Annotated in this window: 28 protein-coding genes; 21 read left to right on the plus strand and 7 right to left on the minus strand. The window is 44.1% G+C overall.

Annotated features, from left to right (window positions below; translation table 11 throughout):
- The first annotated feature begins 106 nt into the window (after positions 1 to 106).
- Positions 107 to 733 carry a uracil-DNA glycosylase gene (locus FFM75_RS04825; RefSeq protein ID WP_137628062.1) on the plus strand — a complete coding sequence of 209 codons (627 nt, stop codon included), beginning with the start codon at positions 107 to 109 and terminating at the stop codon, positions 731 to 733.
- A 17-nt stretch (positions 734 to 750) separates the two neighbouring features.
- Here the strand turns inward: FFM75_RS04825 and FFM75_RS04830 are convergent, their stop codons facing one another.
- Together FFM75_RS04830 and FFM75_RS04835 are read right to left on the minus strand one after the other, a co-directional pair.
- Positions 751 to 1203 (minus strand): GNAT family N-acetyltransferase, encoded by a 453-nt coding sequence (locus FFM75_RS04830; RefSeq protein WP_137628063.1) that lies wholly within the window; start codon positions 1201 to 1203, stop codon positions 751 to 753.
- A gap of 215 nt (positions 1204 to 1418) precedes the next feature.
- A complete protein-coding gene (locus FFM75_RS04835; RefSeq protein ID WP_137628064.1) occupies positions 1419 to 2057 on the minus strand; it encodes an SDR family oxidoreductase in 639 nt (212 codons plus the stop codon).
- Between the two features lie 165 nt (positions 2058 to 2222).
- On the opposite strand from FFM75_RS04835, the gene FFM75_RS13920 reads away from it, so the two are divergent.
- The 7 genes from FFM75_RS13920 (at position 2223) to mutY (ending at position 6953) form a co-directional block, all read left to right on the plus strand.
- A complete protein-coding gene (locus FFM75_RS13920; RefSeq protein ID WP_003639947.1) occupies positions 2223 to 2366 on the plus strand; it encodes a hypothetical protein in 144 nt (47 codons plus the stop codon).
- A gap of 125 nt (positions 2367 to 2491) precedes the next feature.
- Entirely contained in the window at positions 2492 to 2830 is a 339-nt protein-coding gene (locus tag FFM75_RS04840) for a hypothetical protein (RefSeq protein ID WP_223876610.1), read from the plus strand.
- 72 nt (positions 2831 to 2902) lie between these two features.
- Positions 2903 to 3355, plus strand: coding sequence for an Hsp20/alpha crystallin family protein (locus tag FFM75_RS04845; RefSeq protein WP_137628065.1), 453 nt, complete (start codon positions 2903 to 2905; stop codon positions 3353 to 3355).
- Positions 3356 to 3478: 123 nt separating this feature from the next.
- Positions 3479 to 4885 (plus strand): MFS transporter, encoded by a 1407-nt coding sequence (locus FFM75_RS04850; protein ID WP_223876611.1) that lies wholly within the window; start codon positions 3479 to 3481, stop codon positions 4883 to 4885.
- Entirely contained in the window at positions 4885 to 5391 is a 507-nt protein-coding gene (locus FFM75_RS04855) for a putative immunity protein (RefSeq protein WP_137628067.1), read from the plus strand. Before FFM75_RS04850 ends, FFM75_RS04855 begins: the two co-directional genes overlap by 1 nt.
- Before the next feature lie 31 nt (positions 5392 to 5422).
- Positions 5423 to 5791, plus strand: coding sequence for a hypothetical protein (locus tag FFM75_RS04860; RefSeq protein ID WP_137628068.1), 369 nt, complete (start codon positions 5423 to 5425; stop codon positions 5789 to 5791).
- 64 nt (positions 5792 to 5855) lie between these two features.
- Positions 5856 to 6953: an A/G-specific adenine glycosylase gene (mutY, locus tag FFM75_RS04865; protein ID WP_137628069.1), complete on the plus strand. Its 1098-nt coding sequence runs from the start codon at positions 5856 to 5858 to the stop codon at positions 6951 to 6953.
- A gap of 289 nt (positions 6954 to 7242) precedes the next feature.
- Here the strand turns inward: mutY and FFM75_RS04870 are convergent, their stop codons facing one another.
- Complete coding sequence (locus tag FFM75_RS04870; RefSeq protein WP_137628070.1) at positions 7243 to 8559, minus strand: serine hydrolase domain-containing protein; 1317 nt, start codon at positions 8557 to 8559, stop codon at positions 7243 to 7245.
- Between the two features lie 303 nt (positions 8560 to 8862).
- On the opposite strand from FFM75_RS04870, the gene FFM75_RS04875 reads away from it, so the two are divergent.
- A complete protein-coding gene (locus FFM75_RS04875; RefSeq protein WP_137628071.1) occupies positions 8863 to 9183 on the plus strand; it encodes a hypothetical protein in 321 nt (106 codons plus the stop codon).
- A gap of 86 nt (positions 9184 to 9269) precedes the next feature.
- Here the strand turns inward: FFM75_RS04875 and FFM75_RS04880 are convergent, their stop codons facing one another.
- On the minus strand, positions 9270 to 10226 hold the full coding sequence (locus FFM75_RS04880) for a LysR family transcriptional regulator (protein ID WP_137628072.1): 957 nt from the start codon (positions 10224 to 10226) through the stop codon (positions 9270 to 9272).
- Between the two features lie 192 nt (positions 10227 to 10418).
- Between FFM75_RS04880 and FFM75_RS04885 the strand changes: the two genes are divergently transcribed.
- Genes FFM75_RS04885 through FFM75_RS04895 form a run of 3 tightly spaced genes read left to right on the plus strand, consistent with a single transcriptional unit; the run spans position 10419 to position 14737 of the window.
- Positions 10419 to 11036 (plus strand): NADPH-dependent FMN reductase, encoded by a 618-nt coding sequence (locus tag FFM75_RS04885; RefSeq protein ID WP_137628073.1) that lies wholly within the window; start codon positions 10419 to 10421, stop codon positions 11034 to 11036.
- 2 nt (positions 11037 to 11038) lie between these two features.
- The gene (locus FFM75_RS04890; protein WP_137628074.1) at positions 11039 to 13477 is read left to right on the plus strand and encodes a flavocytochrome c; all 2439 of its coding nucleotides are present in this window, start codon (positions 11039 to 11041) and stop codon (positions 13475 to 13477) included.
- A gap of 18 nt (positions 13478 to 13495) precedes the next feature.
- Entirely contained in the window at positions 13496 to 14737 is a 1242-nt protein-coding gene (locus FFM75_RS04895) for an L-lactate MFS transporter (RefSeq protein ID WP_137628075.1), read from the plus strand.
- A gap of 80 nt (positions 14738 to 14817) precedes the next feature.
- Here FFM75_RS04895 and FFM75_RS04900 read toward each other — a convergent pair whose 3' ends face one another.
- Positions 14818 to 15450 (minus strand): DNA-3-methyladenine glycosylase, encoded by a 633-nt coding sequence (locus tag FFM75_RS04900; protein ID WP_137628076.1) that lies wholly within the window; start codon positions 15448 to 15450, stop codon positions 14818 to 14820.
- Between the two features lie 40 nt (positions 15451 to 15490).
- Between FFM75_RS04900 and FFM75_RS04905 the strand changes: the two genes are divergently transcribed.
- Positions 15491 to 15865: a DUF488 domain-containing protein gene (locus tag FFM75_RS04905; RefSeq protein ID WP_137628100.1), complete on the plus strand. Its 375-nt coding sequence runs from the start codon at positions 15491 to 15493 to the stop codon at positions 15863 to 15865.
- Positions 15866 to 16072: 207 nt separating this feature from the next.
- Positions 16073 to 16477, plus strand: coding sequence for a Spx/MgsR family RNA polymerase-binding regulatory protein (locus FFM75_RS04910; protein ID WP_130844716.1), 405 nt, complete (start codon positions 16073 to 16075; stop codon positions 16475 to 16477).
- 100 nt (positions 16478 to 16577) lie between these two features.
- Here FFM75_RS04910 and FFM75_RS04915 read toward each other — a convergent pair whose 3' ends face one another.
- Positions 16578 to 17078, minus strand: a complete 501-nt coding sequence (locus tag FFM75_RS04915) for a phosphatidylglycerophosphatase A family protein (protein ID WP_137628077.1) — start codon at positions 17076 to 17078, stop codon at positions 16578 to 16580.
- Between the two features lie 247 nt (positions 17079 to 17325).
- Here FFM75_RS04915 and FFM75_RS04920 point away from each other — a divergent pair, with 247 nt between their 5' ends.
- The 6 genes from FFM75_RS04920 to FFM75_RS04945 all read left to right on the plus strand — a co-directional run bounded on the left by FFM75_RS04920 (position 17326) and on the right by FFM75_RS04945 (position 23064).
- Positions 17326 to 18219 (plus strand): alpha/beta hydrolase, encoded by an 894-nt coding sequence (locus FFM75_RS04920; protein ID WP_223876612.1) that lies wholly within the window; start codon positions 17326 to 17328, stop codon positions 18217 to 18219.
- A 67-nt stretch (positions 18220 to 18286) separates the two neighbouring features.
- The gene (locus tag FFM75_RS04925; RefSeq protein WP_137628079.1) at positions 18287 to 19267 is read left to right on the plus strand and encodes a 2-hydroxyacid dehydrogenase family protein; all 981 of its coding nucleotides are present in this window, start codon (positions 18287 to 18289) and stop codon (positions 19265 to 19267) included.
- A 150-nt stretch (positions 19268 to 19417) separates the two neighbouring features.
- Entirely contained in the window at positions 19418 to 20353 is a 936-nt protein-coding gene (locus tag FFM75_RS04930) for a sugar phosphate isomerase/epimerase family protein (protein WP_137628080.1), read from the plus strand.
- A 36-nt stretch (positions 20354 to 20389) separates the two neighbouring features.
- Positions 20390 to 21769, plus strand: coding sequence for a PTS transporter subunit EIIC (locus tag FFM75_RS04935; protein WP_137628101.1), 1380 nt, complete (start codon positions 20390 to 20392; stop codon positions 21767 to 21769).
- A 71-nt stretch (positions 21770 to 21840) separates the two neighbouring features.
- The gene (locus tag FFM75_RS04940; RefSeq protein ID WP_137628081.1) at positions 21841 to 22581 is read left to right on the plus strand and encodes a DeoR/GlpR family DNA-binding transcription regulator; all 741 of its coding nucleotides are present in this window, start codon (positions 21841 to 21843) and stop codon (positions 22579 to 22581) included.
- Positions 22582 to 22596: 15 nt separating this feature from the next.
- Entirely contained in the window at positions 22597 to 23064 is a 468-nt protein-coding gene (locus FFM75_RS04945) for a PTS sugar transporter subunit IIA (RefSeq protein WP_137628082.1), read from the plus strand.
- Between the two features lie 49 nt (positions 23065 to 23113).
- Here the strand turns inward: FFM75_RS04945 and FFM75_RS04950 are convergent, their stop codons facing one another.
- Positions 23114 to 24334 (minus strand): peptidoglycan recognition protein family protein, encoded by a 1221-nt coding sequence (locus tag FFM75_RS04950; protein WP_137628083.1) that lies wholly within the window; start codon positions 24332 to 24334, stop codon positions 23114 to 23116.
- Positions 24335 to 24570: 236 nt separating this feature from the next.
- Here FFM75_RS04950 and FFM75_RS04955 point away from each other — a divergent pair, with 236 nt between their 5' ends.
- A complete protein-coding gene (locus tag FFM75_RS04955; RefSeq protein WP_171001421.1) occupies positions 24571 to 25233 on the plus strand; it encodes a CPBP family intramembrane glutamic endopeptidase in 663 nt (220 codons plus the stop codon).
- Positions 25234 to 25502: the final 269 nt, after the last annotated feature.

The following is a 25502-nucleotide window of genomic DNA, read 5'->3' on the forward strand; positions in this document are numbered from 1 at the left end:
GAATTCGACCTGTGAATCTGATACTAAAGTCCTGTAGATTTGATGATGGTTTTAGGTGCGCAAGTCTAATCTTGAACGTTTAGGTTTAATGAAGGGGGAACTTGTAATGGCAACTTTATTAACGGCAGCGCAACAAGTGGCTGGTCGCGAGTTATGTACGACATTTCCACAATTAGAGGGGTTTGTCCCTGGTGAAGGGTCGTTGACACCAACTTTGGTGATGGTATCAGAAGCACCGGGCAAAGTCGAAGCGCAAGTTGGGCATCCGTTTCAAGGACCAGCTGGTAAAGAATTGGATCGGTGGTTAACGGTATTGGGATTGACCCGAACAGAAATTTATTTGACAGGGGCGGTGCGGTCACGACCTTATCAACTCGGTCCAACTGGCCTAAAACGCGACCGTAAGCCCACGCCAGTCGAAATTGCGGCTAGCGCGCCGTTACTTGATGCCGAATTAAGTCAATTGGCCGATTGCTTGTTGGTACCCTTGGGCAATACGGGCTTGCAGCGGCTACTAGGACCGAAAGTTAAGATTAGTGCGGTGCATGGCCAAATTTTGACGCAACCGATTCGCCAATGGTCAAAAGCTAAGCAACAGTTCGTTTTGACTGATCGAGATTATCGTATTTTTCCGTTGTACCATCCCTCATATAGTCGCCGATTCAAAAAAATACTGCCAACCGTTGCGGCCGACTTAGCACAGCTAAAGGCCTACTTGGATTCGCAGTATTGATAAAGGTTAAAGTTAAGTTAGACGAGGACGAGCGCACGCGCGGGGGCCTTCATCTTGATGACTTCGGCGCCGAGATCCATAAAGGGTTCGCCGTTAGTGGTTAAGCCAAATTTTTCGTAAAATTTCTGGACTTGCGTTTGGGCATCGATTTCAATCGTGGCGGTCGCATAATGGACTTTTAAGATTGCCATGACGTGATTCATCAATTGTTTGCCTAAGCCAGTGCCCCGATAAGTACTGTCGGTTGTGATGCGGCCAAAGGTAACCACGCCGTCATGTTCATAAATGCGCGCGTAGGCGACAAGCTGGTCACCATCATAAGCAAAGATGTGGCGGGCATCAAAATCAACGTTATCTGGATCTTGATAAGTGCGGGCTTGTTCTTGAACAAAGGTCTTGGCCCGAAGTTGATAAATGTCATGCAGTTGGGTGGTCGTTAGACCGGTGAACTTTTTAACGTACCATTTCACTGTAAATACCTCCTTGAAAACTGCGGCCAAATTCCGCGGTTATTTTCAAATTGAGACTATAATTTAACACCCGCAGTTTGTCGCGTCAACTCGAAAGGTCTTAAGTTTCAAAAGCCTGATTTGACGGGCGCAAAAATGATAAAGACATTAAAAAGGCAACGCTGACTCATGAGTTGTCAGCGTTGCTTTTTAGGCTTTAAAGTTAAGTTAAATGATTAATACCAGGCTGGCTTGTCACCGTCTGTATTAGGCTTATTCACACCTAATGAATCACGAACGGCTTCAGTTGGATGCGTGGCTAACTTAACGACTAACGCCGCGATACTCTTCCGTGAGACTTCCGTCCCTTTAAAAGCATCATGACGGCTCGTGGTTTCATAAGCTACTTCGTCTTTGTTGGTTAACCAAGCTGGCCGGATAATCGTGTAGTCCAAGTCGGAGTTTTCAAGGACTTCGGCGGCACTGTAGTAACGGGTGAGGTAACTGCCTAAAGTGGCGTTGTTCCATTCGCCGAACTTACCCGGAACTTCGTCGTAAATGCCTAACGTCGAAATCCAGATCAACCGCTTAACGTTCGTGGCATGCATTGCCTTTAAAACCGTCTGGGCTTGAGCCTTGATGTTTTGACCGGCTAAGTTGGCGTAGACCACGTCTTGACCTTGCATTGCTGCCGTTAACTTGGCTTCATCCGTTGTATCACCGTCAATGATGGTGACCCGATCAGACTTTAAGTCACTAACCCGTTGCGCATGACGTAAGTAAAGTGTGAGATCTACCGTTGTATCAGCTAGAAATTGTTGTTCGGCTAACCGGGCGATTTGGCCTGAAGCGCCGAGAATAAGTACTTTTGTCATAATATCCCCTCCTGAACATCTTAACTGTAAATCTTATAATTACAGAATGCAAGTTAGAAGTTTTAAAACTTTTTGAAGTTAGTTGCGCCACTTTTTCGATTTAGCACTATAATGGACCTGTAACGAACGATAGGGTTCGTTTCCAATATAAAAGAGGCGAGTATCATGGCACAAAAGCTTAGCAAGGAACAAAAGAAAGCTATGATTCAAAAAGCTGAAGAAGAACGTGCAAAGCATCCAAAGAAGAAGAGCGGGGTTTCCGGTTTTGAAACCATCGACGAAGATGCTAAGAAATTATCTAATAGCTAATTTCTAGCCGTTTTGAGAGTGTTTAGGTATTGATGCCTAAGCACTTTTTTGTTGGGCTAGTTTTTTAAATGGTGATGGTGATGAAAGCGTTGTATAATATGAGCAAACTGATGGGGGTGGTCACAATGACTGATACCTTTACGCTTTTTATACAACAGCTTGATCAAACACTCGCCCAAGAGTCACAGCCGATTGATGGTGTGTTAGTCCCGGTGACGTTTAGCTTGCGGCAGCAGCATTTACAAGTAGCGCTACCGACGTTACAGACGTCATTTAATCAGGGGGCCAATGACTTTGGTGTGCCGGATATTTTAGACCGAATTCGGCAATTAGTTGGTGTCGAATTGGCGGATCAACCGGTGACGCAATGGCCACGGCAGGCGACGACTAAGAATATCACGGTGACACCACATAAAGTGGTGCGGGTGATTCCAGTAGATATGCAAGCGTATCGCGTTGATTAATTGGTGTGCTTGCAATACCGGGTAAAATGGTTAGGATAATAAGTGTTAACAAGTTGAAAGGGTGATTTTAAAATGGCTAATGATATGATGAACTGGCATAAAGATCTATTTGATCATTTGAATCCGTTAGATTTAAATGCGATGAACACGTTATTTAATGATTTTGGACAATCGTTGGATCATGTAACGGGACATACTGGCGCGTTGTTGAAGACCGATATCCAAGAAACTGATGAACAGTACACCATGCAAATCGATGTGCCGGGAATCAATAAAGCCGATATTGCCTTAAAGTATCGTGACGGCCGCTTATCCATCGGGGTGAAACGGGACAGCTTCAGTGATGACAGTGATGCGGCTGGCAATATGATTACCAGTGAACGGCAAACGGGGCGTTTCGGTCGTCAATATCCGTTACCAGATGTTGACGCCACCAAGATTGAAGCGCATTATGATAACGGGGTCTTAAAATTGACCTTACCAAAAAAGGCAGCAGCCGATACGCAACATATTGAAATTCAATAATTAAATGTGATAGACGGTGGTCCGAGTCAGGTTAGACTTGGGGTGCAGTCTATTTTTTTGTGCTAATTAGGTTAGACGATGTGTATTTGTTGGCTGACTGCAATCAGAAAGGATTTAATACGAGTGACACCAACACCAGAACAACCAATTGCGAAGCAGACGCTATACAGTATTTTAGCGGCTGGCTTACTCAGCTTCATGGGGATTTTAGTTGAGACCTCGATGAACGTGACTTTTCCCACTTTAATGAAGACGATGCATGTGAATTTGACGACCATTCAATGGATTACAACGGGCTATTTGTTAGTCGTGACGATGATGATGATTTCGTCAGCGCACTTATTAAAACGCTACCCAGCTAAAAATTTATTTTTATTTGCCATTAGTTGCTTTACACTGGGGTCGATCATCGCAGCATGTGCCACGAGTTTTCCAATGTTGATGGGGGCGCGCGTGATTCAGGCCCTCTCAACTGGGATCTCAACGCCGCTGTTATTTCATATTATCTTGACCCAAATTCCGCGGACTAAGATTGGCACTTATAATGGGATGGCAGCGATGATTATTTCACTGGCACCGGCGTTAGGCCCGACTTATGGCGGTTTATTGACAGCCAGCTTTACTTGGCGGGAAATCTTTTGGTGGTTGATGCCGTTAATTGTGATCGTCTTTTTAATCGGTGTGACTCATTTAGAGCTGCCAGCTAGTGATCCGCAAGATCGCTTTGACGGGTGGGGCTTTGTGTTATTTGCCGCTTTTTTGATGGTAGTTGATTTTGCGTTTGACCAAGCTGGCAAGCACGGTTTCACTAGTCTGATCTTTTGGGGCTACTTGCTAGTGGGCGCGATTTTGGCTGGCGTTTTAGTCAGTTATAACCGTCACAGCAAGGTGCATTTATTAGATTTGAAAATTTTCCGAAATTTAATCGTTGATTGGCACTTATTGGCTTATTTTCTGTTACAATTCATTAATATCGGTAGTTCGTTTGTCCTCCCGAACGTCGCCCAATTAGTTTTGGGTCATAACGCCTTTGTTGCTGGGTTAATGCTTTTACCTGGGGCATTACTCGGCGCCTGTTTGGCACCGGTGGCGGGACGTTTGATGGATCGGGTCGGCGCTTATCGACCGATATTAAGTGGTGTGACAGCGATGGTTGTCGGTTGCTTGGCATTTGTAATCAGTCACTCGTGGTTGACCGTCACCTTAATTGGTGGCTTTTATATCGTGACGCGGGTGGGGTTTGCCTTTGCGTTTGGCAATACGATTACCAATGCCAGCAAGCAAGTGACGATGCGTCAAAAGGCCGATATCAATGCGGCGTTTAATATGTCGCAACAATATGCCGGTTCACTAGGAACTGGGGTGTTGGCAGCAATTATTGGTGCCTTTCAATTGCAACCTGGCACGACCGCGGTCACAACTGCGCGGGGCGCGCAAGTCGATTATTGGGTTTTACTGATTTTCGCTGTAGTTGCGCTCTTGAGTATTTTGAATAGTCGTAGGATTAGTAAGGAAAGTAGGAATGCGTGATGACGGAAGGTTTTAGACCGAGTCACCCTAAAATATCGATTGACGATGACCCTGGAATACGGCGCCAAATCGAAAGTTTAACCGGTGATCTCTCACAACAACAACTCGCCAAGTGGGCGTTAATTATTGCGAAAAAAGCGATGCATTATGTTGATGATAATCAACAGTACGATCGTCGCTTGCGATTGGCGATCGATGCCAACGAATTATGGCAAGTTAACTTAGTTAATGTTGATCAAGTGCGTCAAGCCAGTGCCAAAGTTGAGGCGATGAGTGCGGATAGTACGAGTTCAATTGGGGCGGCTGCCTTAGAATGTGTGAGCTGGGCGATTGCTTCAGCTTATGTTGATGATAATGCATTACGAGCAGCGGACCAAGCGATTAAATTAGTCAACTTAACACAACCAAATGATGCCGCTGCCGTAACCGCTGAGCGGGAATGGCAGTATCAACAATTGGCGGATTTAGTCCAGAACATTAATTTAGGGTTGCGCCATATGCTATAATGCCTACAGAACATAGTTAGGTGGGGATAGTATGGCGGCCGAAGTACATGCCGAAGCAAAAGCCGAGTTGTTGCGTCAATATCAAGAAGTGGTTTCTAAATATATGAGTAATATTTATGAAACGGTCGATGCTGACGCGCATTTCCAACTGAAGAATCAGTTGGGCTTTAATTATTTTGTCGATTATTTGTTTTTAGCCAACGTTTGCTATCAAGCAAGCCTGGATATTTTAAACAATGAAGATCAGAAGTATCCGGAAAGTAATGACCGCTTAGCGGAAGTTATTGTTAAATATCCAGAATATTTAACGTTAGCGGTTTTTAACGCTGATTTTCAGGATGAAAGTGTCACTGATCACTATGAAAAAACGTTAGTTGATCTAGCTAGTACGCTAGATTAAATCAAAAACGACCACGGGTTGCCGCTACCGGTAAGCCGTGGTTTTGTGTCTTGGAGGGATAGCAATGATTGAATGGTCATCAGCGACGATCAAGGATTTTCAAACGACACTGTTAACCTGGTTTGATCAAGAAGGGCGCGACTTGCCATGGCGGCGTGATCACGAGCCGTATCATATCTGGGTTTCTGAAATCATGTTACAGCAAACCCAAGTTCAAACCGTGATCCCATATTATGAGCGATTTATGGCCTGGTTTCCAACGGTCACGGACTTAGCCCAGGCGCCAGAAGAAAAGCTGTTAAAAGCGTGGGAAGGGTTAGGGTATTATTCCCGGGTCCGTAATATGCAACGCTGTGCGCGGCAATTATTGACTGATTATGACGGTCAGTGGCCACAGACCGCCGCTGAATTGACTGAGCTTATCGGAATCGGTCCGTACACAGCGGGAGCCATCGCCAGTATTGCGTTTAACGAACCCGTGCCGGCTGTTGACGGCAATGCGTTTCGGGTGTTTAGTCGGTTACTCGAAATCGATGATGATATTGCCAAGCCGCAAACACGCCAAGTCTTCGAACGGGCCATTGCAAAAATCATCTCGCAGGATCGTCCCGGCGACTTTAATCAGGCGATTATGGATTTAGGGTCTAGTTATATGACGGCGCGCCAACCAGATTCGGCCCATTCGCCGGTCAAACGCTTTAACCAGGCTTATTTAGATGGCAAAGAATTGGCGTATCCAGTGAAGACGAAAAAGCCGCGACCGGTGCCAGTTGACTATGTGGCTGTGATGGCGCAAGTCGACGACCAGTGGTTGATGATGCAACGCCCTAGTAACGGCATGTTAGCTAATTTATGGACGGTCCCATTTATCAAAGTGGCGGATTTAGCGCTAGATGAGTCCTATACGGATGCTGAGTTAACTGCGGCAGTGAATGCCTACTTTAAGCAAGAGTATCAATTGACATTAACGAGTCAATGTCTACCGGTCAAACCAGTAACGCACACGTTCACCCATCAAAAGTGGACCTTGCGTTTACTGGCCGGTCAAGTGACCACGCCAGACTTGGCCTTTTTCCCTGGTCGGTTAGTGACTACTGATGATTTGGCACAGTTGCCGACGCCAAAAGTTCAGGATAAAGTTTGGCAACGTTATCGGCAGTAATTAAATGTGTCGTTTGAATGAGACCTGACCAGTTAGCTTGTAAAAAAGCGAGTTTGAGACAAACGTTTTTGAAGGTTGTCCTCCAGCAAGTTAACGTGTTTCCAAGATGTAATGACACTTATTATTAAAAAAACGACCAAGGAGCCACCACTAGCAAATAGTGGTGGCTCCTTGGTCGTGTCTGAATGATTCATTTAGCTGGAACTATTGCTGACCGGAAGCGGCAACTGATCAGTAGCCAAAAATTTTGTCTCAAACTTGCTAAATTTAATGTCGAATTTTTGCAATGTTACATGTAGTACTTAACTAAGTTGTAAAGGGTCTTTTCTGTTAAGTCTGCGGTGCTTGTGCCAGTTCCTTTTTGGTTAGAGAAGAAAATCACACCGGTTTTATTGCCTTCAGATAAGTACATGTGGGTTGTGATCCCAGTATTTCGTAAACTACCGGAACTGTACTTCATATGACTACTCTTGATGTGCCACATCCCGCCATCATATGAATATTTATAGTTATTAGAGAGGTAGTAGTAGTCACTCTTACTTAAGATCTTGCCATTGCGTAAGCCTTTTTGAACCGTATAGTAATCTTGAGGAGACATGTACATGTTACCAGCCCCTGTTAGTGAGGACAAAAGGTTCGTCGTTAATGGGTAATATTGATAATTATTGCCGTTGACGTATTTGTAACTCACGGCCGGTGTCACGCTGCTTGGAATCGTATTGTAGAAGTAAGTGTGTTTTAAGCCCAGTTTGTCGATGATACGGGTTTGCACATTGTCTTCCAGCGACTTGCCGGTTAACTGGCGAATAATTCCCGCGAGTAAGATGTAATTGGCATTGGTATAGTGGTGATTACCAGCGCCAGTGGCATTTAATTGGCCAATCGCATATTGAATCGATTGCGCTTCGGTTAAGTATTTGCCAGGATCGATTTCTTCGTTTGTTTCTTCTAGTCCAGAGTTGTGGTCCATTAGTTGTCGAATCGTGATATCGGCACTTGTTTTAACGCTTGGATAGAATTTACTGAGGCGGGTATACTGTGTCAATTTATGTTCATTGACGAGTTGCACGATGATTGCCGCCGTGATGACTTTTTGCAAGGATGCCGTTGGATAGACCGTGTCACTAGTATTGACTTTGCGGCCACCATAATAAGCATAGCCGGTTGAAGCAGTGACGCTGTTGCTGGCATAGTTTTTGATCAGCATGGCAGTGCCACGATAATTGTACTTATTGATTAAAGCCGCCGCATTTTGTTTAACGGTGAATGGTTCGATTGCGCTTTTTTTGACCCAGCCAATGACTTTGCCGTAATAACTAAATTTGACCCACGTGCCACTAGCCGTCGTAGCCTCTTGGGTCACTTTGATAAAGCTATGTTCCCAGTTTTTACCGTTTAAATCAGGTGTGGCGGTTGATGCACTGGTATTGTAGACGCCGTATTTGTAAATGCCATCATTATTTTTAGCCTGATTGACAAAACGGGCCGTATAATTTTGATTCGTTTGCTTGGTAATTGTATCGTATGCGTGCGCCGTGGTGGGGGCAGCAAAAGCCACCGCCGCCAACGTGCCCGCGATCCCCAAAATAGTTCCCAATTTCTTCATTTGTGATAACTCCTAACCCGTAATCGTCTTAGTAATTAAATCATACCTTCATTAGACAGGTTAAACAAGCTAATTCGCCTAGTGTACATAAACTTAAACCTAACAACCACGGGGCTTGAGACCCTTTGTGTCAAATACGTTAAATTTCAATCAAATCAGTTGGTTAAGTTGGCCGCCCTTATGAAGGAGTTGCTATGTGATTCTTACTCACCAATAAGTAGATTGTGGTAAACTAGTGAAAACTAGTTTTATCAGGCGGTGACGGTCGGTCTGCGCCCCAGATAATGTCATGGAGGAACCAGTATGCTGAATGTGTTTGACATCGTTAAATTAACCCAAATTGATCATAAAGAAATCGATAGTAACCAAGTTGTCGTTACAGACGGCAACGGTAAGCCTAACGCAGTGTTAACTGAATTATTAAATGATGTTATCGGTAATATGCGGATTTTCATTGATATGAGTCAAATCTATTCGGTCACTGATCTAACCGAAGCTTTAGCGACGCACACGCCGTTACCCGATGATGTGTTAGAAGAATATGAAAAGGTTTTGCGGGAACCAATCTTCAATATTAACTTCGTCCCCAAACGTGGACAAGTTGAATTAGTCGTCGGTGAATAGTTGACGGCGTCAAAAATGTTAAGCACGAAACCTGAATAAAAGCGTCTAGGACTAGCATATCAATGCTGATTCTAGACGCTTTTTTGCTAGTTAGGGGAGAGCGATGCGATTTCAGCCAGACTGGCTTCTAAGTTAGTTAAAAAGATCGTAATTAAATCGTGTTCACTGGGGCTGAGTGGTGGGCGATTGGTACGCACGGCAATAAAGTAGTTGAGTGATAACAGACTAGCGGGCAGTGGGTAAAGATTATAACGGTCGCCAGCTGGCTTCATCACGATACTGTCGGGTAAAAAGGTGACGCCTAAACCCTTTTCAGCGAGTTTCGCAATTGTAAATGTATTCGCACTTTCAACCACCACTTCGGGTTCAACGTCGTACTTCTGTAATAAATAGTCGACTTGACGCCGAATCGAAGAGCCACGCGGTGATAGGATCAGTGGCTCATGTAGTAAGGCATTAATATCAATGCTCCCAGGATTGATAAAATCTTGATTGGGCTGATAAAACGCGGAAGTACTTGGAATAATGGCGTAGTAACCGTCCCGCCCCCGATCATAAATCTCTAAACCTGGGGCAATCGTTTCGGGATTTTGACCAAGTAAAAAATCAAGTTCGCCGTGCAGTAAACGTTGTTCGTTACGCTCGGAAATGGCTTCGGTCAGTTCGATTTTGATCTCCGGATGGACTTGTAAAAAGTCGGGTAAAACTAATGGCAGTAAATAATAGCCCAAGCTGGGTAAGACCCCCAGACGGATAACAGGATGATCAGGGGCCGTGTATTGACTGATCTTCTTGTGAAATAGATCTTTTTGATTTTCTAAATTGGTGAGATATTGATAATAGACGCGGCCTGCTGGTGTTAATGCGAGTGGTGAGATTTCTCGATTGATGATTTGAATACCGAGTTCTTTTTCAGCATTCTTAATCGTTTGTGTGAGATAGGGCTGTGAGATGTATAAATCCTTGGCGGCCCGGGTAAAGTTACCGTGTTTAAGTAACACGTCGAGAAACCGCAGCATATTAGTCGAATCCGTTTTTGGCATCAGTAATTCCCCCAATTTCGTGATAGCTTTTTTGCTATGACATGATAGTTAAATAAATATTTCACAAACGATTTCGCTTACAATACACTGGAATTAAGCAAATGAGTAGACCGATTACTCATATTATGCACGTAAACTGGGCATAATAACAATTTAATTATGACAATATGGCATTAGAAAGGGCGTTTGACGATGAAATTAGTAGGACTTGTTGGTACGAACGCAACAACATCGACCAATCGACAACTATTACAATATATGCAACAACACTTTGCCGCAACGGCTCAGATTGAAATTGCTGAAATCGCTGACTTACCAGCGTTTAATGAACCAGAAAGTCATGTGGCACCTGACAGCATCCAAGCCTTGTCCGATCAAATCAAGGCCGCTGATGGGGTGATCGTGGCAACACCAGAATATGATCATTCGATTCCCGCCGCTTTGAAGAGCGCCATTGAATGGTTATCATACACGACACGACCATTGATTAATAAGCCAGTCATGATCGTGGGGGCTTCCAACGGCGCATTAGGCACGTCACGGGCGCAAGCGCATCTACGCCAAATATTAGAAGCGCCAGAATTAAAAGCACTGGTGATGCCGAATGTTGAATATTTACTAGGCCATTCTTTGCAAGCCTTTGATGATCAAGGCAACTTAACGGATACTGACAAGGCGACGGAATTAGCAAACGATATGACGGCGTTCTTAGATTTTGTGACCTTAACGAAAAAAATCACACCGGAAAATAAATTTATGGAAAAGAATCAGCAATTTTCATGGCGTCAAATCACTGACGGGAGGGACTAAGGATGAAATTAATTGGAATTGTTGGCACGAATGCGAAGCAGTCATATAACCGTGAGTTATTAACTTATATGCAACGTCATTTTAAAGCGCAAGCTGAATTGGAGATTTTAGAACTAACGGACGTCCCCTTATTTAACGAAACGGCTGATCAAGCAAAGTATCCGATTATCCAAACGTTTAACGATAAAATTGCGGCCGCCGATGGGGTCGTGATTGCGACACCAGAACATAATCACTCAGTCCCTTCAGCGTTAAAGAGCATCATTGAATGGTTGTCCTTTAACTTGCACCCATTTGACGGCAAACCAATTATGCTTGTCGGGGCATCATACAGTGTCCAAGGCTCATCGCGAGCACAACTACATTTGCGGCAGATCTTAGATGCCCCTGGTGTGAATGCTAGCGTTATGCCTGGATCAGAATTTTTACTTGGTCGGGCGCAGACGACTTTTGATGATCATGGCGACTTAAAGTCGGCGGGTACCGTTGCCTTTTTAGACAGTTGTTTTGCGAAGTTTATGAAATTCGTCACCTTAGTGCAAGCCATGGCGGTGCCAGATGCGGTGAGCTATCAACCCGGGACGTATGACGTAACGGCGGTCGGTCATAACGGCAACTTGCCAATGTCGGTCACCTTATCTAAAAATCGGATTGAAGATATCCAAATCGATACCTCTACTGAAACAAAAGGCATCGCTGAAGTCGCCTTTCAACGGATTCCGAAAGCCATCATCGATGGGCAAACGTTAGCGGTCGATGCAATTTCAGGGGCTTCCATGACAAGTCATGGTGTGATTGATGGGGTTGCCGAAGCAATTAAGGCTGCGGGTGCCAATCCAGATGACTTAAAGAAACGCCAAGCTAAAACGAATGCAGCCCCACAAAATATCACTGATATTACCACGGATGTCGTGGTTGTTGGTGCGGGCGGTGCGGGCCTAACTGCCGCTGCCAAAGTGTTACAAAGTGGCCGCAATGTGCTGGTCGTTGAAAAATTCCCAGCCGTGGGTGGCAACACCGTGCGGGCAGGTGGGCCAATGAATGCCGCTGATCCGGATTGGCAACATCAATTCGATGCCATCCCAGGTGAGAAGCATACGTTAACTGAAATTACCCAAATTGATGAAGCCACGATTGCACCTGAGTACTTAGCTGACTTTCGGGCGTTGAAGACACAAATCAAGGCTTATCTAAAAGAAAATACGGATCAACGGGGCTATCTATTTGATTCCACATTACTCCATCGGATTCAAACGTATTTAGGTGGTAAGCGGACTGACCTACAAGGTCACGAAATCTATGGGCAATATGACTTGGTCAAAGTCTTAACAGATCATGCCTTAGAATCAGTTAAATGGTTAGAGAAAATCGGCGTTGAATTTGATAAGACCCAAGTGACGATGCCAGTTGGGGCGATTTGGCGGCGTGGTCATAAACCAATGGGTGACCAAGGTTTTGCGTACATCAAAGCGTTACAAAAATTCGTCACGGCCCATGGTGGTCGGATCTTAACTGAAACCCCGGTGCAGTCGTTAACGACCACCGATGGTCAAGTCGACGGCTTGATTGCCAAAGGGCCTAACGATACCAAAGTGATCGTGCATGCCAAAGCCGTTATCCTGGCATCAGGTGGGTTCGCCGCTAACACGAAGATGTTGCAACAATATAACACTTATTGGACAGCGATTGATGATGATATCAAAACCACGAATTCGCCAGCAATGACTGGTGATGGCATCCGACTAGGAACCAGTGTCGGCGCTGACTTAGTTGGGATGGGCTTTTCACAAATGATGCCGGTTTCTGATCCGGAGACGGGTGAACTCTTCAGTGGTCTCCAAGTGCCACCACAGAACTTCGTGATGGTCAATCAAGCGGGGAAACGATTCGTTAATGAATATGGCAGTCGCGATGAATTGACTCAAGCCGCCATTGATAATGGCAGTTTGTTCTATTTAATTGCTGACGACGAGATTAAGAAGACGGCTTATAACACGACGCAAGCGAAGCTGGATGCCCAAGTTGCTGCCGGAACGTTATATCGGGCGGATACGTTGGTTGACTTAGCCAAACAATTACAACTGGATCCAGCGGTGTTGACTAAAACGATTGCCGATTATAACAGCTATGTCGATGCTGGTGAAGATCCTGAATTTCATAAGAATGCGTTTGATTTGAAAGTTGCCGTGGCTCCATTTTATGCGACACCGCGCAAACCAGCAACGCATCATACGATGGGTGGCTTAAAGATTGATACGCATGCGCATGTCTTGAATGCTGATGGTCAGGTTATCAATGGGCTCTACGCGGCTGGCGAAGTTGCTGGCGGGATTCATGCTGGGAATCGCTTAGGCGGGAATTCATTGGCTGATATCTTTACCTTTGGCCGGATTGCGGCAACTCAAGCGTTAAAAGATGAATTAACCGTAACGGTGGACTAATTAGAGGAGGGTTTAATGATGGATCAAAAAATTAATCGTTGGTCGGTTTTGACGGCGTCAACGATCATCTTACTTTGTACCGGTGCAGTGTATGCGTTTAGTGTGTTTGCGGGCCCCTTAAGTGCTAGCAAGGGGTGGTCGATGGCGACAATTATGTTGGCCTTTACGATTAATTCCGCCATTAGCCCGATTCCAATGATTCTAGGTGGTTACTTTACCGATAAAGGGTGGTCAAAGTGGTCAATTGCCATCGGTGGCTTACTCTTTGGGCTTGGCTTCTTCTTGACCGGTTTGGCAACAACACCAGCAATGTTGTACTTAACTTACGGTTTGATTGCGGGGCTAGGTCAAGGACTTGCTTACTCCGGGTGCTTAAGTAATACGATCAAGTTATTTCCTGACAAAAAGGGCTTAGCTTCTGGAATTATTACAGCTGGGATGGGTGGTGCCGCGATTATCGCCGCGCCAATTGGTAATTACCTCGTCCAAAGTCATGATGTCTTATATGCGTTCCGAGTGTTAGGGATTGCTTACATGTTAGTGGTACTCGTCGCCAGTTTCTTTATTCGCGAAGCACCAGCCAACTATCAACCAGCTGGTTGGACGCCGACAGCAACTAAAAATGGGGGCACACCAGTCAATAAGAACTGGGCTAGCATGTTACGGTCACCTTACTTCTATTTGATTTTCTTGATGCTCTTTACTGGTGCATTTTCCGGGTTGATGATTGCGGCTAATGCGTCAGTGATCGGCCAACAAATGTTTAAGCTAACGGCAGCGACGGCGGCATTTTATGTCAGCTTGTACTCGCTATGTAACTGTGCGGGTCGGGTCGTTTGGGGTGTGGTTTCTGATCGCTTTGGTCGCAATAATACTTTGTACATTATCTTAGGGGTCATCATGCTGGCTTTCTTTATCTTAGTGTCATTGCATTCACAAGCTAGTTTTGCAATTGGTATCGTGATTTTGGGCCTATGTTTTGGCGGTGTGATGGGCGTCTTCCCACCACTCGTCATGGAAAACTTTGGTCCTATTAATCAAGGGACAAATTATGGCATCGTCTTTGTCGGTTATTCTGCGGCCGCTTTCTTTGCCCCTAAAGTTGCGGCTAATATGGCAGCGGCCAACAGTGGCGACTTTACTAAGGCGTTCTATGTGGCAATTGTCGTGGCCTTAGTTGGCTTGATGACGAACTTTGTTTACATGCAACTTAAGAAACATGCTGATAAGAAAGCCAATACTAGTCATCTGGCGGCTTAATTCGAGTCGTTGCGAAACTTAATTAATGAAACACGCCCACACAGACAGCTCAGTGCTGTCTGTGTGGGCGTGTTTATTTTCTAACACCAACCGCGATCTGGTCGCCAGTCACGCTTGCGGCTATCACTAATATAAGGATTGCCGGCAACGATAAAGCGTAAGGGGAGTTGTCCACTGGCTGCTTCTGGGTTAACGCCAACACGGGGAACGGCTTGAATCGTCTGTGGCTGACGGGTATCGCTTAGGTCAATGCTTAAAGCACTGTCGGCGATCGGCATCAAGTTCATCCGCTGATCCTGAATCCCTAGCGCTTGCATTAACTTACCGGGGCCGTTAGTGACTTGTACCCCGGTTTTATGCCGGTTGGCTAATAATTGTGCTTGGTTGATCGTTGGTTCGATTGCGCGAATTAAGACGCCTTCAGGGGTTTCCGCTGGTTGGGTCACGATGTCCAATAAGTAATTGGCCCGTAGTCGATAGATGTACAACGTGCCTGGTTCGCGATAGAGCGGTTCACTAAAGGCGGTACGGCGGCCGTTAAAGGCATGCGCAGCGGTATCATGCGTCCCTAAGTAAGCTTCGGTTTCAACAATCAAGCCGCCGACTATTGTTGTCGGGGTGCGATATAATAAAGTTGTGCCCAGCAATGCTTGGGCGATTTCAGTGGTTGGACGGCCGGTAAAAAAGGCCGTCGTGGCGTTTGTAGTTGTCAAAAGTAGGACCTCTAATTCTAAAAGATTGAAGATGATGATGGTGTTATTGAAGTTAGAACGGATTTATACCAAACCGGTTGATTTAGATGGCTATCGAATCTTAGTGGATCGCTTGTGGCCACGAGGAATTTCTAAAGTTAATGCGCATTTAGATGAGTGGTTAAAAGCAATTGGCCCCTCGACGGCATTGCGGCAGTGGTTTAACCATGACCCTGAGAAGTATCCTGAGTTCGCCAAGCGTTATGTGGCGGAACTTGATGCCAATCCGATAACGCCGGCGTTTATTCAGACGGTTGCCACCCAGTTAGAAACGACTAACGTTATCTTATTATACGGCGCTAAGGATGAACAACACAATCAGGCAGTGGTGTTACTGACGTATTTAAAACAAAGTGGGCAATTGCCAACCGCTTAATATAAATATATTAATCCCGGAATATTTAATTCCGGGATTAATTGGTTAATAAACTGCGATCATCAAATTATTTTATTTATTTCTTGAAAACGCTAGCAATCAGGTTTGAATTTTGCTATGATTAGGTTGTTAATTAATGACGTCAACTATTACAGTGCACAATAATGGGGGTTGCATTGTTAGGCAAGCAAGATTGGGGATAATTAAATGATAAACTTATGTGTGTTACCAAGTACCGCAAGTTGTCGCAAAGCCCATCGCTGGTTACTCGAGCATCGAATTCCATTCCATGAACGGAACATGAATGCTCAGCCTTTGACGGAAGTTGAAATTAAACATTTGCTTCAGTACACGTATGACGGGATTGATGATTTAATCAGTACCAAGTCCAATGCGTACCGGCAATTAAGCAAGACCACGCCGATTGAAGACATGCCACTTAGTGAAGCGGTCCATGTCTTAAGTCAAACACCACAGTTACTACGGCGGCCAATCATTTTTGATGACCATCGGTTGTTATGTGGGTTTAACCAGGATGAGATTCGGATGTTCATTCCACGTGATCAACGCGTTTTAAAGATGAAGTCATTAGCGGAACATCAAATGGCTTAGTTAACGAAATAACACTTTGGGGTTTTAACCGTATAAAAAAGGCGTTAATCTGCCCGGCAAAACTGATGCCGGCAGTTAACGCCTTTTTGTCTTTTTTTAATTAAGCGTATTTGTGAGCAACTTTGGCAGCCACGGCGGCCGCAATCGCCCCAACTAAATCATCGATAAAGGTATTCACGACCCCTGATTTATCAGTATCGAGTTTTTTGATCACGCCTTCTTTGACTTTATCCACGTAACCATAATTGGTGACCCCAATCGTTCCGTAAATATTGGCCATATTTAAGGCTAAGCCCTCATCAACTCCAAAAACACCGGCGTCATTAGCGACGATCGTTTGTAACGGTTCACTGAGTTGCTTTTCAGTTGCCAAACGGTCGAGTTCTAAGGCGACCATCGCGTTATTCAACAATTCACGCTTATGCAAGACTTCTTGGGTCTCCGTTTCACATTCGGCTAAGGTTAAGTCAGGTAAGTATTTCGTTTGTAACTGAAAGGTGATTTGCGCAATCTCTTTATAGGTAATCCCTTTTTTTGCTAGGGCCGAGACGACAAATTCATAAGCAGCTTTATCAGGATATTTAAATGCTTTGTTATACATAAGTGACCTCCAAAGATAAGTTTTAAAACTAATGGCCTAACGCGGTTCATTTAGTTACTTTGCATAACTCATTATACTGACCTAGCGACTAAAACGATATTAAAGGGTTTCAGTTTGGTGACAATGACCACAAAGTTGACTGAATGTGGCATAATTGTCAGAGTAATCTTTTCAATTGAGATTTTCAAAAGAATCGTTAAAATAGATAATGGTGTACATAACATAGAGGGGAAAGTGGTGGATTTTGGTGAAACGATTTAAAACGGTCTTGCAATTCATGCTGTTGGCCTTTGTTATTGGGGCAACCGTGATTTTGTTAGGGGCCGGTGGGAACAACACCAAAATTACACAGGTCACGAGTCAACTACAGCCCCGAACGGCGAAAACAATTAGTAATCAATACCAAAAGTCTAAAACAGCGACTGTCTTTTTGCATGGTTATAATGGTGGGGCATATTCCACGAATTACTTAATTAAAAAAGCTGAAAAAGCCGGGGCAGCGCAAAAAGCGTTAGTCGTGAACGTGTATAAAAACGGCGTGATGGCCTTTAAAGGTTACTGGAAGAAGTCGATTAAAAATCCAATGGTCCAAGTCGTCTTTCAAGACAATCATGCCACGCAAAAAACGCAGGTTTACTGGTTACATCAAGTCTTGGTTCAATTAAAGGCTAAGTATGGCGTGACCAAGTATAATGCGGTCGGTCATTCGTTAGGCTCGAATGATATTGTGAATCAGGCCTTAACTTATGGGGATGATCAAAGTTTACCGACACTTAAAAAAGTGGTGACGATTGCGGGGCCGTTTGACGGGTTAACCGGCTATTTAAATGCCGAGACTGAAAAACAAGTTCAAGCCGTTGCGGCTAAGCCCATTCGGTTTACACGGCACTTTGCTGAAATGCTGAAGCTGCGGGCGAACTTCCCGGCCCATGTGAAGATGTTGAACGTGATCGGGGATACGAACTTAGGCTTTAATAATGACGGTTATGTTGGCGTGGCATCTGCGCGATCGGTCAGTTATTTATTACGGGATAAGCTGACCCAATATCGTGAAGAATTCTTTAGTGGCGCCGATGCGGCTCATTGTGCGTTGAATCAAAATCCAAAAGTCGCAAAATCAATGATTTCATTTTTATGGTAAAACCAATCAATTGAGGGCAACGCTTAATGCGGCTGCCCTTTCGTTGTTTCAGAAAGAGGTTATGATAATGGCAAAAATTTTTATTTCCGCTGAGATTCCAACCAGTGGGGTGCAAGCATTACAACAAGCTGGGTTCGACCCAGTGATGTATCAAGGATCTGGGTTGATTAGTCAAGCTGAATTAATCGCGGGTATCACCGATGCGACCGTATTAATTACGCCATTATCTACGCAAGTCCCACGTGAAGTGATCGACCAAGCGCCCCAGTTAAGATTGATCGCCAACTTTGGGGCTGGCTTCAATAATATTGATGTTAATTATGCTGCCACTAAAGCCATCGCGGTCACGAATACACCTGGTGTTTCGACGGCCAGTACGGCTGAAGTTACGGTCGGCTTAGTCTTGGCACTGATGCATCGGATCGTTGAAGGGGACCAACTCATGCGGACCACTGGGTTTGATGGTTGGGCGCCACTGTTCTTCTTAGGCCATGAATTAGCCGGCAAGACCGTGGGAATCGTTGGGATGGGCGCAATTGGACAAGCCGTTGCTAAATGCTTGCATGCTTTGGGCATGCAAGTGGTCTACACCCAGCGGCACCAATTAGATGTTTTTACGCAAAGTAAAACCGATGCGACCTATTTAACGTTAGCTGAATTATTGCAAACCGCCGATGTGGTCAGCCTACATGCGCCATTGACGACGGAGACCCAACATCTGTTGGATGCCGACAAGTTGGCTTTGATGAAGCCAAGTGCGTATTTGATCAATGCGGCACGTGGCCCATTAGTGGATGAACAGGCTTTATTAGCGCAACTAAAAGCGGGGCGCTTAGCTGGGGCCGCTTTAGATGTGTACGAAACGGAACCCAAATTAACACCGGGGTTTGCAGCGCTTAAAAATGTGGTATTAACGCCACATATTGGCAATGCGACCGTCGAGGCCCGTGCCGCAATGGCTAAGATCGTAACCGACAATGCGATTGCCGTCTTAAATGGACAAGCCCCAACGGCGGTCGTTAACGGTGTCGTTGGTGAACCTAAATAAACTTAAAAATTATGAGCCTAGAATCGCTTGATTCTAGGCTCTTTTTAGACCAATTGTGAAACACAATGACAATATTTGAAAAAATATGATTGTAAATGGAAAAATATGGTGCTATACTTTCGTTGTTAAAGAAATTAGGAGGACAACAATATGAAATTAGCAACTCGTATCAATTCATTTTTACCCCAAGATAATCAAGATTTAAAAACGGTTTTTGCACAGTTTCATCAGTTGGGTTTGACCCACGTTGACTTAAATTATCCGGAACATGTCACAAATTATTCAGCAACTAAAATGAAAGCGCTTCTTGAAGCGGAGGATTTACAATTAAATGGGATGGCTTTGCGGTTTAAAGATGAGTTCTTAAACGGGGACTTAGGTAATACCGACACAACATTAGCAAATAAAGCGATTCAACTGTGTCAAGACGCTGCTGATTATTGTCGCGAAGCTGGCGGTCAAGTGGTAACGGTTTGGATGGCCCATGATGGCTTTGATTATAGTTTTCAAATCGATTATTTAGCAGTTTGGAATCGGCTGGTAAAAGCCTTCCAAGCAATGGCTGATTATGCGCCAGATATCAAATTTAGTATTGAATACAAACCATTTCAACCAAGAGGCTACGCGTTTGTTGATAGTATGGGTATCGATGGGATGATGCTTGCTGAAATTAATCGGCCTAATGTTGGCGTGACGCTAGATTATTGTCACATGTTGATGAAACATGAAAATCCAGCAATGGCGGCTGATATTTTTGCGAGTCGGGGGCAATTATTTGGGATTCATTTAAATGATGGTTATGGCTTAAATGATGATGGCCTAATGATTGGGACGGCTAGTCCGTTCAAGACACTTGAATTTCTATATTATATTAAAAAGCATCATTACGATGGCATGCTGTACTTTGATACGTTCCCAGTTATTGAACAAGCTACTGCGGAATGTGAGCAAAATATCAAGATGATTGTGTATTTAGATCAGTTAATTGACCAAATCGGCTTACCAGCGATTGAAAAAGTTATTGCGCAAAATGATGCAATTGCGGCCCACCAGTTGATGATGCAATTTCTTAGTCCTAAAGCGTAAAACCAATAAGTGTTATGAGGAGTGAATCACATGGCTATGAATTTTAAACAAGCAGCCCAAGACATCTTAGCGGATGTTGGTGGTGCTGAAAATGTTACGAATATGACCCACTGTGCGACGCGATTACGATTGAACTTGGCAGACCGTTCACTTGCTGATGATGAGAAAATCAGTGCCATTCCTGGCGTTTTAAATGTTGTCTATCAAGCTGGTCAATATCAGATCCTAATTGGTACCGAAGTGCCAAAACTATATGCAGAATTTGAACAAGCGGTTGCGGTTGCTCGTGGTGATGCGCCGCTTGCAACCAATCAAGAAAGCACTGACAAGGGGAGTATTATTTCGAGAATTTTTTCGGCTATTTCAGCCATTTTTGCCCCTTTACTACCAGCGTTGGCGGGTTCTGGTATTTTAAGAGGACTACTGATTTTAGCCACCCAAGTTGGGTTTATTAAGACAGGTACTGGGACGTATACCATCTTGTATGCCGCTTCCATGAGTGTGTTTTACTTCTTGCCAATTTTGTTAGCGTTTACGTCTGCGAAGCGATTTGGTGCGAGTCCTTATTTGTCGGCTTTAATTGGGTCAGCCTTACTTTATCCTGATTTTATTAATTTAATGGGAAAAGCCGGGAATGGGGTCGTCACTCATTTCTTTGGGATTCCAGCGGTATTGATGAATTACAATTCGACCGTTGTGCCTATTATCTTAGCGATTTGGGCTTATTCTTATCTATACAAATGGTTGGATAAACATGTCCCAGAAAGCTTAAAGTTAGTTGTCTTGCCGATGGTTTCACTCCTAGTAATGGTGCCGTTGACCATTATTGTTATTGGACCTTTGGGTGTTTATAGTGGTGAAGCAATTGCTGCATTTGTCAATTGGTTAATCGCCCGATCAAGTATTTTAGCCGGAGTCGTTGTTGGTGGCGGTTGGAGTATCTTAGTCAGCATGGGGATTCATTGGGCTGTTAATCCCATCATGATCAATAATATCGCTAATAATGGATTTGATTATATTTGTCCATGGACGTTTGCTTGTAACTTTGCCGTTATTGGTGCGACTTTGGGCGTTTGGCTTAAAGCGCGGGATCAAAAATTACGGAGTTTTGCAGTCACTGGATTTGTGACGATTGCACTTTCAGCTATTATTGAACCCACATTATTTGGATTGCTTGTAAAGAACCGTAAGATTTGGTTAGCTCAGATTATCGGTGGGATGGCCGGTGGGGCCTATCTAGGGCTAACTAAGGTTGTGACGAACGCCTTCGTCTTTGGGAGTGTGACAACTTTCCCAGCTTTTATCGAAAAGAATGGGATGAATTTCTTAAATGCCATGGTCGGATTAGCAATTGCATTTGTGGTTGGCGCAATTTTAGCGTACTTTTTCACGAAACGTGATGAAAAGTTAGCATAGAGCGTTTACTTTTCTGACGAACCCCCACATACTATGATTATATCAATGAAATTTAAGGTGGAGGTTGACCTATGATACCCTATGAACGACAGGAACGCATTTTGCAGTTTCTAACGGATAAAGATCTTGTAAAGATTGATGAAATTCATGCTCAACTGCCAGAGTTTTCATTATCAACACTCCGACGTGACTTGAAGAGTTTGGAATCGAATGGCAAAATTGAATATTTAATTGGTGGTGGGGTCAAAGCAATCGCATCGATTGGTGAAATACCAATGACAAAAAAGACCGCATTACACTCAACCGAAAAGCAAGTGATCGCTGAGCGTGCGGCGGGTTTAGTTCAAGATGGCGAGAGTGTTTATATTGATTCTGGGTCAAACGGTACGCTGTTATTAAAACGATTATTGGACCGACCAGTAACGATTTACACGACCAATACGACAATTTTTAGTGTCAATACGCCTATTCAAGCCAAAGTCATGATGTTGGGTGGTCAATACATCCCATCGATTTCTTCTTTGAGTGGGACTTTGACCGAGAATACACTACGAGACCTTTACTTTGATCGGGCTTTCTTGGGCGTTAATGGTGTCGATGATCAAAATGGTGTCACGACGCCAAATATTGCCGAAGCCACGAAAAAGCGATTGATTAAAAAAAATTCAAAACAAACTTATTTGTTGTGTGATAGTAGTAAGTTTCATCGGACGGCCACTGTTAGGGCTTTTGACCTTGATGGGGTCACGTTGATATCAGATAAAAGTGATCATGATTTAGGCCAATTAGTGCCAATTTTAATTCCAGAGTAAGAGAGGAAAAAGACGATGGGTTTATTTTTTAAAAAGTCAGCCACAGCTTTATATGCCCCAGCTACGGGCCAGTTAAAATCAATAGCGGCGGTTAAGGATACGGTGTTTTCCAGTCAAGCGTTAGGTGATGGCTATGCAGTTGAACCGAGTGATGGCGCGATTTATGCGCCAATTGAGGGCACGGTGACGTCAGTCTTTCCAACGAAACACGCGATTGGATTAAAGACCAAGCAAGGTATCGAAGTGCTATTGCACTTAGGTATTGATACGGTTGAATTAAATGGTAACGGTTTTACGATGCATGTTAGCGAAGGCAGTCAAGTGACACCAACAACTAAGTTAGTAGATATGGATTTAAATTACTTAGCTGACCAGAAGAAAGTCACCGACGTGATTGTTATTTTTACCAATTTAAACAAACAAAAGCTTAGTTATACTACTGGTGCTGCTCAAGCGGGAGCCGAAGTTGGTCATTTAGCGTAAGCAAACAAAAAAGTCCTTGGAAAATTTTTCCAAGGACTTTTTTTAGTTTTTAATCAAATTCAGTTGCGTTGATCCAATAAGTGGCACCACTGGTTGGGACAACTCGGTACCAAGTGGTCTTAACACCATCGATCGTCCGGAAACCTTCACAATTAATGTTAACGGTTTGGCCGCGTAAACTAGTCGTGTTACCGACGGCTTTGGACAAGTAGTGGGTATTTGGAATATGGTTGTAAGTCGTGGCGTTACTGGTTGACTTGACCGTCTTTTGTAGCGTTAAGTTCTTGTTGAACGTTAACGTGCCAAAGTCGATAGCCTTGCTGTAGACCCAGTATTTTTGAGCAGATTGTGACTTCTTAAACCGAATCCGATACCATTTAGATTTGGCCTTAGTCTTGGTTCCAATCTCATCAATATAAATACGCTTACCGGTGTAAGCTTTAGACCGTGTCCAAGTGTATTTCTTAGTCGCACGGGTCCCTTTAATGTGATTATAGAGACGGTACTTCGTGTAACTGCTACTTAACTTCGCAGTCTCACTACCAGAACCTTTTTGATAGGTCGCAGTTTCATAAGTCTTGTGGATTAAGTTATACTGGCGCTTAACTTGTTCGTAGAATTGGGCCATGGTATAAGCTTGACCAAAATACTTCTTCCCAGCTGAAGCATAATAGCCAACGGGATCGGTATGAGTGGTGCCGCCTAAGAAGTTAGAAACGGCATTGTGTGACCAAACTGTCCCTTTACCATCAGACATGGCATTATTGGGTTTTAAATTGTATTCGTTTAAAATGTAAGCTGTATAGTAGGCGGCATTGGCAACTTCATGTGCAAAGGCCGACTTGCTATGAACTTCGACTTGTTCGAATTGGACATAACGTTGGTTGGCTGCGGGACCAGCACCCCAAGCCAAGTAATTGGTATTGGCGATGTTGACGATCCGAGACGCATCCACGAAACTGTGCACGAAAGCATTACTGTAATGCGCCTTCATATACGCAATTTCGCCGTAAATCGTTGAAGTAGCATTGGCCGTTTCATGAACAACGACACCTTCGGGCTTACCAACGCCGTTACGGTATTTATATTTTGGAAAGCCACTCCAAATTGATTTGGTGACTGTGGCGTGACCGATTTTTTGATTACTAATGTAGCTATTGACGCTTTCAGCGTGCGCTGTGGTTAAACTTGTCACAACGCCAACTCCAAGCACGGCTACCCCGGTAACCAATGCCCGTAAAACGTGGGACCCCGTTGATGCTAACTTCATTGATTTGCGACCTTTCCATTCTTTTGCTTTAAGTACATCTTATTTTTTATCAGCGTACTCAAATGTGTCTATATTTTAGAATAACACTATTGGTACAATGCGAGAACCATTCAAGCACCAAGTGTACCTGGGAAATGTTGCAATTGGATTACAATAAGCTTACATTCTCGACTAGTTCGACCGCGAGTAAACAGTTCATGAGTGAAATTCACAATAATTTGCAGGTGGTGGGTCAAATGACACGGAAAAAAATTAATGTTGGTTGGCAGAGTTACATCATTTTATTGGTCATTTGGAGTGGCGTAACCCCGGTCATTCATGGCTGGTTACCGTTGCACCTTCATGGTTGGCCGTTTGATTTAACGACGGTATTGGCTAAAGGGATTTTGTGGTCGGCGTTAACGTGGTGGTATTTGACGCATTATCGCTCACAATTGGCAGATACGCCGCATCGATTATGGCATTGGCGTTTGCCAGGGACGTTTTGGCTAAGTTTGGTGACGATTGTGGTGATTCAAGGCATTGGTCAGCTATGGCGGCCAACACCATTCGCTTTGACCCCGGACCTGTGGACCAAAGAAAATGGTCAAGTCATCAACGTCATGTTAGCCGCAGGTGTTTTTGAAGAATGGTTCTTTCGAGGCTGGTTGACCAACTATTTGAGTCAGCGCAAAACGACTTTTTGGCAGGTCAATCTGGCACAAGCAGTGGCCTTTCAAGTGATTCATTTTCCTTTGTATCTCGTTAACGGTTATACGCCGTTAGTGTGGTTAGCAAACATTGCTTGTGTCTTGCCTTTAGGACTCTTGTTTGGCTGGAACTATCACCGTAGTCACAACATTTGGCCGTCGATCCTGCTGCATATCACCTGGAATAGTCTGGTGTTTTTGCTAAATTAAAAATTAATGATAAAAATTGCTTGACGATTAAATTAACCGGTGGTATTGTTAATGACAAGTTAATAAGCGAACGTTAAACGTTACATCAAGTAGCGATAGTTCTGGGTGTCAGGAAGTCGGTGGGTGCTGCGAATCGATCAGGAGCTATTAGTGAAATACGGTAACCGAGTTTCGATCGAACGGGTAATAACTAGAACCGTTATCTTCTAGTGAGTGGGGATTTTAAATGATTAAAATCTCAACCTGGGTGGTACCGCGACTAGTCTAAT

The sequence above is a fragment of the Lactiplantibacillus daowaiensis genome, assembly GCF_005405085.1.
GTDB lineage: Bacteria > Bacillota > Bacilli > Lactobacillales > Lactobacillaceae > Lactiplantibacillus > Lactiplantibacillus daowaiensis.

What these genes read in the sequence shown, in the direction of transcription:
- FFM75_RS04825 (WP_137628062.1), top strand. Translation starts at nt 107, where the DNA reads ATGGCAACTTTATTAACGGCAGCGCAACAAGTGGCTGGTCGCGAGTTA.
- FFM75_RS04835 (WP_137628064.1), bottom strand. Translation starts at nt 2,057, where the DNA reads ATGACAAAAGTACTTATTCTCGGCGCTTCAGGCCAAATCGCCCGGTTA.
- FFM75_RS13920 (WP_003639947.1), top strand. Translation starts at nt 2,223, where the DNA reads ATGGCACAAAAGCTTAGCAAGGAACAAAAGAAAGCTATGATTCAAAAA.
- FFM75_RS04840 (WP_223876610.1), top strand. Translation starts at nt 2,492, where the DNA reads ATGACTGATACCTTTACGCTTTTTATACAACAGCTTGATCAAACACTC.
- FFM75_RS04845 (WP_137628065.1), top strand. Translation starts at nt 2,903, where the DNA reads ATGGCTAATGATATGATGAACTGGCATAAAGATCTATTTGATCATTTG.
- FFM75_RS04855 (WP_137628067.1), top strand. Translation starts at nt 4,885, where the DNA reads ATGACGGAAGGTTTTAGACCGAGTCACCCTAAAATATCGATTGACGAT.
- FFM75_RS04860 (WP_137628068.1), top strand. Translation starts at nt 5,423, where the DNA reads ATGGCGGCCGAAGTACATGCCGAAGCAAAAGCCGAGTTGTTGCGTCAA.
- mutY (WP_137628069.1), top strand. Translation starts at nt 5,856, where the DNA reads ATGATTGAATGGTCATCAGCGACGATCAAGGATTTTCAAACGACACTG.
- FFM75_RS04870 (WP_137628070.1), bottom strand. Translation starts at nt 8,559, where the DNA reads ATGAAGAAATTGGGAACTATTTTGGGGATCGCGGGCACGTTGGCGGCG.
- FFM75_RS04875 (WP_137628071.1), top strand. Translation starts at nt 8,863, where the DNA reads ATGCTGAATGTGTTTGACATCGTTAAATTAACCCAAATTGATCATAAA.
- FFM75_RS04880 (WP_137628072.1), bottom strand. Translation starts at nt 10,226, where the DNA reads ATGCCAAAAACGGATTCGACTAATATGCTGCGGTTTCTCGACGTGTTA.
- FFM75_RS04885 (WP_137628073.1), top strand. Translation starts at nt 10,419, where the DNA reads ATGAAATTAGTAGGACTTGTTGGTACGAACGCAACAACATCGACCAAT.
- FFM75_RS04890 (WP_137628074.1), top strand. Translation starts at nt 11,039, where the DNA reads ATGAAATTAATTGGAATTGTTGGCACGAATGCGAAGCAGTCATATAAC.
- FFM75_RS04895 (WP_137628075.1), top strand. Translation starts at nt 13,496, where the DNA reads ATGGATCAAAAAATTAATCGTTGGTCGGTTTTGACGGCGTCAACGATC.
- FFM75_RS04910 (WP_130844716.1), top strand. Translation starts at nt 16,073, where the DNA reads ATGATAAACTTATGTGTGTTACCAAGTACCGCAAGTTGTCGCAAAGCC.
- FFM75_RS04915 (WP_137628077.1), bottom strand. Translation starts at nt 17,078, where the DNA reads ATGTATAACAAAGCATTTAAATATCCTGATAAAGCTGCTTATGAATTT.
- FFM75_RS04925 (WP_137628079.1), top strand. Translation starts at nt 18,287, where the DNA reads ATGGCAAAAATTTTTATTTCCGCTGAGATTCCAACCAGTGGGGTGCAA.
- FFM75_RS04930 (WP_137628080.1), top strand. Translation starts at nt 19,418, where the DNA reads ATGAAATTAGCAACTCGTATCAATTCATTTTTACCCCAAGATAATCAA.
- FFM75_RS04935 (WP_137628101.1), top strand. Translation starts at nt 20,390, where the DNA reads ATGAATTTTAAACAAGCAGCCCAAGACATCTTAGCGGATGTTGGTGGT.
- FFM75_RS04940 (WP_137628081.1), top strand. Translation starts at nt 21,841, where the DNA reads ATGATACCCTATGAACGACAGGAACGCATTTTGCAGTTTCTAACGGAT.
- FFM75_RS04945 (WP_137628082.1), top strand. Translation starts at nt 22,597, where the DNA reads ATGGGTTTATTTTTTAAAAAGTCAGCCACAGCTTTATATGCCCCAGCT.
- FFM75_RS04950 (WP_137628083.1), bottom strand. Translation starts at nt 24,334, where the DNA reads ATGAAGTTAGCATCAACGGGGTCCCACGTTTTACGGGCATTGGTTACC.
- FFM75_RS04955 (WP_171001421.1), top strand. Translation starts at nt 24,571, where the DNA reads ATGACACGGAAAAAAATTAATGTTGGTTGGCAGAGTTACATCATTTTA.